This is a genomic window from Microbacterium sp. NPDC090225, assembly GCF_044772365.1.
Lineage (GTDB): Bacteria > Actinomycetota > Actinomycetes > Actinomycetales > Microbacteriaceae > Microbacterium.
Genome location: NZ_JBIVYS010000002.1, coordinates 352115 through 363967 on the forward strand (window position 1 = coordinate 352115; position 11853 = coordinate 363967).

The 11853-nt window shown below is 69.5% G+C and carries 11 protein-coding genes; 9 read left to right on the forward strand and 2 right to left on the reverse strand.

Translation table 11 applies throughout. From position 1 onward, the window contains the following. Position 1: 1 nt before the first annotated feature. The 8 genes from ACIQTT_RS15660 to ACIQTT_RS15695 all read left to right on the forward strand — a co-directional run bounded on the left by ACIQTT_RS15660 (position 2) and on the right by ACIQTT_RS15695 (position 8269). Positions 2–1312, forward strand: coding sequence for an extracellular solute-binding protein (locus ACIQTT_RS15660; protein ID WP_402792094.1), 1311 nt, complete (start codon positions 2–4; stop codon positions 1310–1312). Positions 1313–1407: 95 nt separating this feature from the next. Beyond that, positions 1408–2289: a carbohydrate ABC transporter permease gene (locus tag ACIQTT_RS15665; RefSeq protein ID WP_402792097.1), complete on the forward strand. Its 882-nt coding sequence runs from the start codon at positions 1408–1410 to the stop codon at positions 2287–2289. Beyond that, positions 2286–3113 (forward strand): carbohydrate ABC transporter permease, encoded by an 828-nt coding sequence (locus ACIQTT_RS15670; RefSeq protein ID WP_247624917.1) that lies wholly within the window; start codon positions 2286–2288, stop codon positions 3111–3113. Before ACIQTT_RS15665 ends, ACIQTT_RS15670 begins: the two co-directional genes overlap by 4 nt. A 48-nt stretch (positions 3114–3161) precedes the next feature. Beyond that, positions 3162–4106 carry a sugar phosphate isomerase/epimerase family protein gene (locus tag ACIQTT_RS15675; protein ID WP_402792100.1) on the forward strand — a complete coding sequence of 315 codons (945 nt, stop codon included), beginning with the start codon at positions 3162–3164 and terminating at the stop codon, positions 4104–4106. 4 nt (positions 4107–4110) lie between these two features. After that, positions 4111–5085, forward strand: coding sequence for a sugar phosphate isomerase/epimerase family protein (locus ACIQTT_RS15680; protein WP_402792103.1), 975 nt, complete (start codon positions 4111–4113; stop codon positions 5083–5085). Further along, the gene (locus ACIQTT_RS15685; RefSeq protein WP_402792105.1) at positions 5082–6089 is read left to right on the forward strand and encodes a sugar phosphate isomerase/epimerase family protein; all 1008 of its coding nucleotides are present in this window, start codon (positions 5082–5084) and stop codon (positions 6087–6089) included. The genes ACIQTT_RS15680 and ACIQTT_RS15685 overlap by 4 nt, the downstream gene beginning before the upstream one ends. A 13-nt stretch (positions 6090–6102) precedes the next feature. After that, a complete protein-coding gene (locus ACIQTT_RS15690; RefSeq protein WP_402792107.1) occupies positions 6103–6975 on the forward strand; it encodes a sugar phosphate isomerase/epimerase family protein in 873 nt (290 codons plus the stop codon). A 10-nt stretch (positions 6976–6985) separates the two neighbouring features. Beyond that, positions 6986–8269, forward strand: coding sequence for an MFS transporter (locus tag ACIQTT_RS15695; RefSeq protein WP_402792109.1), 1284 nt, complete (start codon positions 6986–6988; stop codon positions 8267–8269). On the opposite strand, the gene ACIQTT_RS15700 is transcribed toward ACIQTT_RS15695, so the two are convergent. Then, complete coding sequence (locus ACIQTT_RS15700) at positions 8253–9230, reverse strand: NYN domain-containing protein (RefSeq protein ID WP_402792111.1); 978 nt, start codon at positions 9228–9230, stop codon at positions 8253–8255. The genes ACIQTT_RS15695 and ACIQTT_RS15700 overlap by 17 nt on opposite strands. Positions 9231–9232: 2 nt before the next feature. Beyond that, entirely contained in the window at positions 9233–10243 is a 1011-nt protein-coding gene (locus tag ACIQTT_RS15705) for a Gfo/Idh/MocA family protein (RefSeq protein ID WP_402792114.1), read from the reverse strand. A gap of 124 nt (positions 10244–10367) precedes the next feature. Here ACIQTT_RS15705 and ACIQTT_RS15710 point away from each other — a divergent pair, with 124 nt between their 5' ends. Next, the gene (locus ACIQTT_RS15710) at positions 10368–11777 is read left to right on the forward strand and encodes an NtaA/DmoA family FMN-dependent monooxygenase (protein ID WP_402792116.1); all 1410 of its coding nucleotides are present in this window, start codon (positions 10368–10370) and stop codon (positions 11775–11777) included. The last annotated feature ends 76 nt before the right edge of the window (positions 11778–11853 follow it).

The following is an 11853-nucleotide window of genomic DNA, read 5'->3' on the forward strand; positions in this document are numbered from 1 at the left end:
GATGCACTTCCACACCACTTCGCGACGACGGGCGACGATGCTCGGAATCGCGCTGGTCACGTCCGGCGCCCTGCTGCTCACCGGCTGCGGCCGCAGCGGCGACAGCGGCGGCGACGCCGGCGCATCCACGAAGGTCGACGACGAGCCGGCCACCGGAACCCTCGAGATCTGGACGCAGGGTGCCGATGGCGCCGAGCTGCCCCAGATGTTCGAGGAGTTCAAGAAGGACAACCCCGACGTCGAGATCAACATGACGCAGATCCCGGAGGCCGAGTTCGCATCGAAGATGACCGCGGCGATCACCGCGGGCACCGTTCCCGACCTGATCTACGCGTTCACCGAGACGCAGTCGTCGCTGATCTCGACCGGAGGATTCGACGCCGTGCCCGACGGTCTCGTCGACCCCGACGACTTCTTCGAGGTCATCTGGGACAACTCGGTCTACGACGACGTGGCCTACGGTGTGCCGTGGTACGCCTACGCCGACATGGTCATCTACCGCACCGACCTGGCCGAGGCGGCGGGTGCCGAGGCCCCCACCGACTGGGACAGCCTGCGCACCTTCGGTGAGGATCTCAAGGCCTCCGGTGTCGAGTGGCCGCTCGCGCTCTACGCGGCCTACGACTCGTACACCGCCCGTCAGCTGCTGACCTTCGCGAAGCAGAACGGCGGCGGGTTCATCTCCGATGACCTGTCGACGTGGACCATCAACTCGCCCGAGAACGTCGAGGCGCTCGAGTACTGGGCGGGCCTGATGGCAGACGGTCTGGCCTCGCCCGACGGCCCCGCGTTCCTCGACACCGTCTCGTGGTCGACCACGGGCAAGAACGCCGCGATCATCGACGGCGGCCCCTGGTTCGTCGGTTGGTTCGACGACGCGAACGGCGAGGGCTGGGCGGACGAGCACCTCTCGCTCTCCACGATGCCGGTCGGCCCCGACGGGGACGCCGCCACCACGGTCGGCGGCGGCAGCTGGTTCGTCCCCTCGGACTCCGAGAACAAGGACGCGGCGTGGAAGTTCGCCCGCTTCATGTCGGAGCCCGAGAGCCAGGTGAAGTGGTTCGAGATCTTCAAGAACATGCCCGCAGTGAAGTCGGCGTGGGAGGACCCGACGCTCGCCGACGACCGTCTGCTCCAGACGGTCGAGGCCGGCCTCGAGACCGGTGTCACCCTGCCGAAGGTCTCGACCTGGAGCCAGGTCGGCACCGTGATCGGGGAGCAGATGGAGAAGGTCGTCCGCGGCGGGATGTCGGCGCAGGACGCTCTCGACGAGGCCCAGGCGCAGGCCGAGGCCATCGGAACGGGCAACTGACCCCGATCATGTCCACCACTGCGACCCGCACCATGGTCACCTCGGGGGCGTCCTCGCGACGCCCCCGGGGGACCGGTCCTCGACGGATCAGGAAGGTGCACGAGGGATCGCGGGCCGAAGCCACCACCGCGTGGCTGTTCCTCGCCCCGTTCCTCGCGATCTTCCTGCTCTTCACCGGCATCCCCGCCGTCCTCGCCATCGGGGCGAGCCTGACCGACATCAGCGCCCGCGACATCCGCGATCCGTTCAACGTGAACTTCACCGGATTCCAGGGCTTCATCGACATCATCAACAACCCCGGATTCCAGAGCGCGTTCCTCAACACCGTGATGTTCGTGGTGATCTGCGTGCCGATCAGCATGGCCCTCGGTCTCGCCCTGGCGCTCATGCTCAACAACGGCATCCGTCGCCTGCGCAACTTCTTCCGGGCCGCGGCCTACGTGCCGGTGATCACCAACATCGTCGCAGCCGCCGTCATCTGGCAGTACGCATTCTCGATCACGGGGCCGGTGAACACGACCCTCGCGGATCTGGGACTCGGAGCACCCAACTGGCTCGGCGAGCCGGGCTGGGCCGTCACCACCGTCGTGATGATGGGCGTGTGGCGCACGACCGGGACCTGCATGATCCTCTTCCTCGCCGGCCTGCAGGCCGTGCCGGAGGAGATCTACGAGGCCGCGGCCACCGACGGGGCGGGCGCCTGGCGCCGGCTCTGGTCGATCACGCTGCCGCTGCTGCGCCCGACGACCCTGCTCGTCACGGTGCTGCAGACGGTCTCCTTCCTCAACATCTTCGAAGAGCCGTACCTGCTCACCAAGGGCGGCCCGCTCGGATCCACCAAGTCGATCGCCGTCTGGGTGTACGAGCAGTTCGGGTTCGGCAACGTCTCCGCCTCGATGGCGGGTTCGGTGCTGCTGCTCGTGCTCGTCGGAATCGTCGCGATCGTCCAGTTCAGAATCCTGAGGCCGAAACATTGAAAACTCTGTCTCCGACGCGTCAGGCGCTGAACTACACGGCGCTCACCGTCATCACCGTCTTCATGCTCCTGCCCTTCGTCTGGGTGTTCTTCGGATCGTTCAAGACGCAGGCCGAGTTCCTCGGCAACCCGGGGGCGTGGTTCCCGGAGTCCTTCCAGATCCAGAACTACATCCAGCTGTTCGCCGACCGCGGCTTCGGCACCTACATGCTCAACAGCATCGTGGTCTCGAGCGTCGCGATCGTCGGCAACGTGCTCTTCAGCGCGATGGCCGGATATGCGCTCGCGAAGCTGCGGTTCCGCGGACGCGGGCTCGTGTTCCCGCTCGTGATCGCCTCGATGATCGTGCCGTACGTGGCCCTCTTCGTGCCGCAGTTCGTGATCGTCGTGCAGATGGGCCTGGTGAACTCACTCATCGCGATCATCCTGCCGGTGCTCGTGCTGCCGTTGTGCGTCTTCATCATGCGCCAGTTCGCGCACGGCGTGCCGTTCGAGCTCATGGAGGCCGCGCGTCTGGACGGCGCGGGGGAGGGCCGGATCTTCTTCCGGGTCTTCCTGCCGCTCACGGGGCCCGGCCTCGCGACCGTCGCGATCCTGTCGTTCCTCACCTCGTGGAACAACTTCCTCTGGCCGCTCGTCGTCGCCCAGTCGCAGGACACCTACACCGCGCCCGTCGGACTCTCCGTCGCGTCGCAGGCCTCCAACACCATCTCGTTCGGCCTGCTGCTGGCCGGTGCGATGGTCGTGCTGCTGCCGATCCTCATCCTGTTCCTCTTCCTGCAGAAGTACTTCATCCAGGGCGTCGCCGCCACCGGTCTGAAGTGACCGCCGCGTCGTGACCCCTGCAGCGACCCCCTCGAAAGGACCCCTCCCATGGCCGTGAAGGACCTGAAGTTCGCCCTCAACGCGATCCAGTGGATCAACGTGAAGGAGGACCCGGAAGACCTCGAGAGCGCGAGTCTGTGGCGCTTCGCCGACCCCGCGTTCGTCGCCGAGTACCCCGATGTGCTCCGCGAGATCCGACAGGCCGGGTTCGGGGCCACGATGATGGAGGTGCTCGACACGCAGACCCTGCAGAACTACGCGGCGATGGTGCGGGAGTCGGGTCTGACCCTCGCCCCGGGGTACGTGCAGGTTCCGCTGGCGAGCGATCACGGCGGAAGGCTCGAGCGCGGCACCTTCGAGCGCATCCACTGGTTCGATGCCGTGCGACGCAAGGCCGAGGAGTCGAACTACTTCGGGATCGGCACGATCTTCCTCGCCGCCGAGGTCGACCAGACGGCGATCCGCTGGCAGAAGCCGGCCATCGGCGCCGACTTCTCGCAGGATCGCCTCGATGAGCTCACCGATCTGATCGACGAGGCCGTCGACGTGCTGAACGCCGAGGGCGTGAAGCCCGGCCTGCACAACCACGTCGGCACCTGGATCGAGACGCAGCACGAGTACGAGCACGTGCTGAACGCGATCGACGCGCAGCGCCTCGGCGCGGCCTTCGACATCGGTCACCTGGAGTGGGCCGGTATCAGCGCGAAGGACACCATCGCGCGCTGGGCGGACCGCGTGCAGGATCTGCACCTGAAGGATCTCGACCTCGAACTCGCTCGGCGAAGCCGCGAGGAGGGGCTGAGCTACGAGCGGGCGACCGACCTCGGGCTCTACCTCGAGCCCGGGCTCGGGCAGGTCGACCTCCGAGGCACGCTCGCGCAGCTGCCCGAGGGCTGGGACGGCTGGGTGATCATCGAGGTCGATCGCGCCAGCATGGACCCGGTGGCCAGCGCCCACCACACGGCCCGCTGGGTCGCAGAGATCACGGAGTGACACGATGACACTCACCAGGGACCACTTCTCGCTCAACACCCTCCAGTGGATCACCGTCTCGCTCGGCGACTCGACGGGCGACCCCGGCAGCGTCGGATGGGAGTTCGACCGCCCGAGCTTCCTCGCCCGCCAGCCGATCGTGCTCGGTCAGGTGCGCGACGCCGGGTTCTCGTCGGTCATGCTCGAGGTGCTGCCGACCCAGACCCTGCAGGCGTACGCCCGCGTCGTCGCGGACTCGGGGCTGAAGGTCACGCCGGGCTACGTGCACATCGGACTCCCCGAGGAGTTCGGGCGCGATCACACGGGTGACGACGAGGCGCACTTCCGCTGGTTCGACGGCATCCGTCGGCGTGCCGAGGAGTCGCTGTACCTGGGGCTCGACCGCGTGTTCCTCGCGGCCGACATGGCCCCGGGGCGTCCGCGCATCGACGAGGCCGCGGCATCCGGCCATGCCTTCGACGCCGCGCGACTCGATCGGGTCGTGAACGTCATCGGCGAGGCGGCGGAGGTGCTGACGGCCGAGGGCGTGACGCCCGCGCTGCACAACCACGTCGGCACGTGGATCGAGACCGAGGCCGAGTACGACCACGTACTCGGCGCGATCTCGCCGTCGTTGCTGGCCGCCGGGCCCGACATCGGGCACCTCGCCTGGACCGGCACGGATGTCGTCGCCTGGGTCGCCGCGCATGCCGACCGCATCTCGGACCTGCACGTGAAGGACATGGACCTCGTGCTCGCGAAGACCGCGCGCGAGAAGAAGACGCCCTACTTCGACGTCATGGCCGAGCGCTTCTTCCTCGAGCCCGGACTCGGCGACGTGCCGATCCGCGAGGCGCTGGCCGAGCTGCCGGACGATTTCGGCGGTACGGTTCTGATCGAGGTCGACAAGCCCAGCATGGAGCCGTTCGAGAGCGCGAAGACGAGCTGGGCGTGGATCGCCGAGAACTACCCCGTAGCGCCAACGGAGGCACATCGATGAGCACGCATCCCGTCACCCTGTTCACCGGCCAGTGGGCCGATCTGCCGTTCGAGGAGGTGGCCCGGCTCGCCGCCTCGTGGGGCTACGACGGACTGGAGATCGCGGCATCCGGAGACCACCTCGACCTGCAGCGCGCCGACGAGGACGACGCCTACGCTGCCTCCCGCCTCGAGATCCTCGACCGTCACGGCCTGCAGGTCTTCGCGATCTCGAACCATCTCGCCGGTCAAGCGGTGTGCGATGCGCCGATCGACTTCCGCCACCAGGCGATCCTCCGCGACTACGTGTGGGGCGACGGCGAGGCCGAGGGCGTGCGTCAGCGTGCCGCCGACGACATGAAGCGCGCCGCGCGCGTGGCGCGCAAGCTCGGGGTCGACACCGTGGTCGGGTTCACCGGCTCGTCGATCTGGCCGTACGTCGCGATGTTCCCGCCGGTGCCCGAGTCGGTGATCGACGGTGGCTTCGAGGACTTCGCCGCCCGCTGGAACCCGATCCTCGACGTGTTCGACGCCGAGGGCGTGCGGTTCGCGCACGAGGTGCATCCGAGTGAGATCGCGTACGACTACTGGTCGTCGGTGCGGGCGCTCGAGGCGATCGACCACCGGGCGGCCTTCGGTTTCAACTGGGACCCCTCGCACATGATGTGGCAGAACATCGATCCGGTGGGTTTCATCGTCGACTTCGCCGACCGCATCTACCACGTGGACTGCAAGGACACCCGGCTGCGCCCGCACAACGGCCGCGCGGGCGTGCTCGGCTCGCACCTGCCCTGGGGCGACCCGCGCCGCGGCTGGGACTTCGTCTCGACAGGGCACGGCGACGTGCCCTGGGAGGACTCCTTCCGCGCGCTCGACGCGATCGGGTACGCGGGTCCGATCTCGATCGAGTGGGAGGATGCCGGCATGGATCGCCTGCACGGCGCAGCGCAAGCCGTCGAGTACGTGCGATCGCTGCTGTGGCCGAAGCCCACGGCCTCGTTCGACGCCGCGTTCAGCAAGCAGTGAGCGGGCGAGGACGGTGACGGTTCGGATCGGCATCCAGCTCTACTCGGTGCGGGACGCTCTTCGCCGCGACCCCGAGGGCACCCTCGCGCGGCTCGCCGAGCTCGGGTTCACGCGCATCGAGGGAGCCAACCACGAAGCGCTCACCGATCCGGGCATCGGTTTCGGCATCACGGCCGAGCGTCTGCGCACCGCACTCGATCGCAACGGCCTCCAGCTCGTCGGCTCCCACATCAACCCCCTCGACCCCGAGATCCTCGGGCCGGTGCTCGACTTCCACGCGAGTATCGGAAACCCGGCCATCGCCTGCGACATCGAGTTCTACCCCTACGGCGACGTCGACTACGTCAAGCGCCGCGCCGACGTGTTCACCCGCGTGGGGGAGATGTGCGCCGAGCGGGGGATGGTCTTCGCGTACCACAACCACTTCCAGGAGTTCCAGGAGTTCGCGGGCACGACTGTCTACGAGACGGTGCTCGAGAACACCGACCCCGAGCTCGTGAAGATCGAGATGGACACCTACTGGATGTACCGGGCGGGGCAGGATCCGCTCGAGTGGATACGTCGGTACGGAGACCGGGTGATCTTCTCGCACCAGAAGGACTTCCCGGCGGGGCTCGACGAGCCGCTGAACCTCTTCGACGGTGTCGTGGAGAGGGATGCCGTGATCGACATGAATCTGTTCGAAGAGGTGAAGAACGAGGCAGCCTTCACCGAGATCGGCACCGGCATCCTTCCGATCCAGGGCATCATCGACGCGCTGGATGCCCTGCCGTCATTCCGCTTCCTGCTGCTGGAGCAGGACCACAGTACCCTCGACGAACTGGAATCGGTCGCCCGCAGTCGGGCGGCGTTCGACCGGTACACGAACATCAGCTTCTCGGCATGAACGCGCGGGCATGAGCTCCTGGCGCGATCGGTTCACGCGCGAAGCCCTGACCCGCTCCTTCTCCGCACTGCGCGTGCGCGACTACCGCCGGTGGAGCATCGCGCAGCTGCTGTCGGCGGCGGGAGGGGCGGCATCGCAGATCGCGATCGCGTGGCTCGTCGTCGAGCTCGGCGGTGACGGGCTCGCGCTCGGCGCCGTGACGGCGTGCATGATGGTGCCGACGCTCGCCCTCGGCCCGTTCATCGGAGTGCTCGTGGATCGCCACTCGCGGCGCTCGGTGCTGCTGGTGACGGCCGTCGCGCAGATGGCGGTGGCCGCCGTGCTGGCCGCGCTCGCCTTCGGCGGTGCGCTCGAGATCTGGATGCTGATGGCGCTCTCGCTCGCGCACGGCCTCGCGTTCGCCGCCGACAATCCGGCCCGTCAGCTGCTGGTGCTCGACCTCGTCGGACGAGAACGGGTCACGAGCGCGGTGAGCATGAACGAGGTCATCATCAACGGCGCCCGAGTGCTGGGCCCCGCGGTGGCGGGGGTGCTGCTCGTCTTCGCGGATGCCGCCTGGTGCTTCGTCGTGAACGCCGTGGTGTTCGTGCCGTCGATCATCGTGCTGCTGACGCTGCGGGTGCGGCCTCGGTCCACATCGGCGCCGGTGGTCGAGGACTCGGCCGCGCCCGCCCCTCCGTCGACGGGTGCCTGGCGGTTCGTGGCGCACTCTCCGGCGGTGCGGCAGACGCTCCTACTGGCCGTGTGCGCGGCGGCCGGGTACAACATCGCGGTCGTGATCCCGTTGATGGTCGCGAACGTCTTCCGCGCCGACGGCGGCACCTACGGGCTGCTGGCCGTCGCTTTCGGCCTGGGCGCGCTGCCCGGCGCATTCCTCTCGGCCACCGGACCCACGACGCCGCGCGGCGGCGAGGTGCGGATGCTGGCGGCGCTGATGGGCCTGGCGGTGCTGCTGTCGGCCGCGGCGCCCACGCTGCCGCTGCTGTTCATCGGTCTCGCCGTGGTCGGGGCGATCGTGATGTGGTTCATCGCGCGCGCCAACGCGCTCGTCATGCTGTCGACCCCGACGCCGATCCGCGGCCGTGTGATGGGCATCTGGGCCATGGCGCTGCCGGGGTCGACGGTCGTGACCGGCGTGCTCGTGGGCGCGCTCGCACAGTTCACCGACCCGCGCCTCGCCTGCGCCGTCGTCGGCGCGGTCACGGTCGTCGTGGCCGCCCTCTCGTGGCGCGCCCTCGGGCGTCACGACGGGAGCGGCAACGGAAGCGGTGACGAGGTCAGTCGCGCAGTCTGACCAGGCGCTCGTGACCGGTCTCTTCGAGCTCGGCGATGTCGTCGCGGGACTTCAGGAAGTCCGAGAACGACCGGTAGCCGAGTCCCTTCTCGCTGAACGACGGATCCATGCGGCGCATGTGCGTCTTGACGGCCGAGCTGTGCAGCCACTCGTCGGCATCCGCCTTGTCGTGCCCCAGGCGCAGCGCGCGCTCGAGCAGCTGCGTCGCCTCGTTCTGCGGGTCGATCACGGGCTCGGGTGGCGGTGCGGCCGGTGTCGACTTGGCCCGACGCGAACGCGTGCTCTTCTTGACCGTGTCGGTCGGGGCTTCGGCTGCGGTCTCGGCTTCGGCCTCGGATCCGGCCGCCTCGGCGGGAGCGGCGACGGCCTCGGCCACCGGAGCGGCCTTCACGGGACGGTGCACGCCGGGGAGCGAGTCGTAGGCCTCGAACTCGTCGCAGGCCGCGGCCAGGGACTTCGCCGTGGAACCTGCGACACCGACGCCGATCACGTACCGACCGAGACGCTTGCAGCGCTGGGCGAGCGGGACGTAGTCGCTGTCGCCCGCGACGATCACCACGTGCGTGAGATCGGGCAGGCGGAACATGTCTTCGACCGCATCGACCGCGAGACGGATGTCTGCCCCGTTCTTCGCGTAGGCGGCGGCCGGGAACAGCTGCACCAGGTCGACCGCGCGGGCGACGAGCTGCGAGCGGTAGACCGCGTTCACGGGCGACGACCAGTCCGCGTAGGCGCGGGTGAGCACGAGGGTGCCGAAGGAGGCGGCGTAGTCGATGATCGCGCCGACCTCGATCATCGCGAGGCTCAGGCGCTCGGCGACCTCGGGATCGTTCGGGTTCTCGCTGATGCGCTGACGGTCCTTGCCGTAGGCGTTGCGACCGTGCACCCGGTCGTACCAGGAGATGACGATGTTGTCGAAGTCGAGGTAGACCGCGACGCGGACGTCCGTCGTCTCGGCCATGCTCAGGCCTGCTCGTCGTTCGACTCGCCGGGGTAGCGGACGCCGATCTGACGGCGGATCTCGTCGAGTGCGCCCATGATCGCGACGGACTCGGCGAGCGGCAGGATGTCGCCGGCGAGGTTGCCCTCGCGCACGAGGCGCTCGGCGGCGAGAGCCTCGAACTGCATGCCGCGGCCGCCGGCCTCGGGGTCGAGACGCCCGTCGAACTCCTCAAGCACCGTGCCCTCGGGGTCGATCACGCGCAGCACCGACGGCGACCAGAAGAAGCGATCGATCTCGATGCGGGCCTTCGTGCCGAGGATCGTCGCGCGGTTCGGGCCGGCCGTGCGCGACGACGACAGGGTCGTCGAGACGGCGCCGCCCTCATGGGTCATCACGGTCGCGACCTCGGTGTCGGCACCGGTCTCGATCAGACGGGCGACGGCGTGCGTCGTGGTCGGGGCGCCCAGGATGTCCCAGACGAAGGAGATCGGGTAGATCGCCAGGTCGAGGAGGGCGCCCCCGCCGAGCTCGAGCGCGTTCAAGCGGTGCTCGGGGTCGGAGGGCAGCAGCTGCGTGTGGTCGGCGGTGACCGAGCGCACTTCGCCGAGCGTGCCTTCGGCGACGATCTCACGCGCGCGGATCATGTGCGGCAGATAGCGGGTCCACATCGCCTCGGTCGCGAGTAGACCCCGCTCGGTGGCGAGGGCCTGCAGGTCGGCGGCCTCGGCCTGGTTCAGCGTGAAGGCCTTCTCGACGAGCACGTGCTTGCCGGCCTCGAGCGCCAGGCGCGCGTTCGCGTGGTGCATCGGGTGCGGGGTCGAGACGTAGATGATGTCGACGTCGGGATCGGCGACCAGCGCCTCGTAGGAGGGGTGGGCGTGCGGGATGTCGAAGCGGGCGGCGAAGGCATCCGCCGATTCCTGCGAACGCGACCCCACGGCCACCAGGTCGAGACCCGCGGCGCGCAGGTCGGAAGCGAACGAGCCGGCGATGCCGCCCGTCGCGAGGATTCCCCATCGAAGACCAGTCATGTCCCCAGCGTAGAGGGTGCCTGCGACACCGCGGGCGTGCGGGGCGTATGTCGGTCTGTTGCGCCCCGTGACCCGCGGCTTCACCGATCGAGCAGGGGGCGATCCGCGCTCCTACCGTGGCGGCATGACCGAACCACTCATCATCGGCGCCATGGTGCGCACCCTCGGCGCCTACCCCTCCGGCTGGCGCCACCCCGGCGCCCATCGCGACCCCGCGGGCGACGCCGCGGTGCTCCGACGCATCGCCGAGCTGGGTGAGGAGGCGGGCCTCGACTACCTCTTCTTCGGCGACTGGCTCGCGACCGGGCCCGATCTGGAGTTCCGCGACCCCTACCTGCTGGCGCGCATCGATCCGTTGAGCGCGGTGCTCTTCCTCGCCGGGGTCACCTCCCGGATCGGGCTGATCGCCACGGTCAACACGACCTACGCCGACCCCTATGCGACGGCCAGGGCGCTCGCCTCGCTCGACGTGCTCACCGGGGGTCGCGCCGGGGTGAACCTCGTCACCGGCGTCGAGCCGCGGGCGGCCGGCAACCACGGCCGCGACGCGCACGCCGACAACGAGAACCGCTATGACCGCGCCGAGGAGTTCGTCACGGCGCTCGACCGGCTGTGGGACTCGTGGAGCGCCGACGCCTGGATCGCGGATGCCGATCGCGGCGTGCTCATCGACCCCGACGGGCTCCGCGAGGCCGGGGTCGAGGGGGCGCACGTGCGCGTGACCGGCCCGCTGAACGTCGCGCGGCCCCCGCAGGGGCGCCTGCCGATCGTGCACGCGGGCACCTCGCCGCGCTCGCGCGCGCTCGCTGCGACCGAGGCCGACCTCGCCCTCATCGCAGCTCCGTCGCTGGCCGATGCGGTGGCGACGCGCACGGGCCTCCGGCTGCTCGCGGCCGAGGCCGGACGGTCACCGGAGGCGGTGCGGGTCATCGCCCCGGTGCTGCCCGTGGTGGGGGAGACGGATGCCGAGGCCCAGGCCATCGTGGTGCGGTTGCTCTCGCTCGTCCCGCTGGCCGAGGAGCATCAGCGCGAACGTCCCGCGTTCCCGGCGAACCGATCGGTCGCCGCCTTCGCGGATGCGCTCGGCGTCGCGGCCGACGATCCGCTCCGGTCCGCGGCCTTCGACGCCCCGGTGACGGCCGCCGACGCCGAGCGACTGGGCGAGGGGGGAGCGGCGCTGATCGAGCGCCTCGCCCGCATCGCCCGGCTCACGGTGGACGGGGCTCTTCGCGGCACGTCGCTCACCTGGCGGCACCTGGTCGCGGCGCACGCCGTGCCCGGTGCGTTCGTGGTGGGGAGTGCGGCATCCGTCGCCGACCACTTCGAGACGTGGCGCGATGCCGGCGCCGCCGACGGCTTCAACGTGCTCTCGGCCTTCCAGCCGGCGCAGTTCGAGGCGTTCACGCGTCTCGCGGCCCCCGAACTGCGCCGTCGCGGGCTGCTCGGACGCGAGGGATCGACCCTCCGGGAGCGCCTGAGTGTTACCCCGCGAGTCGGGTCGAGTCGGCTCGTGTCGAGCGGTGTCGACGCGTGACCCCGCCGCCGCACGGCACTGATCGCTCTGCCTAACGTGAACCCCATCCCGCACCGCACACCCCTCCGGAGGACCC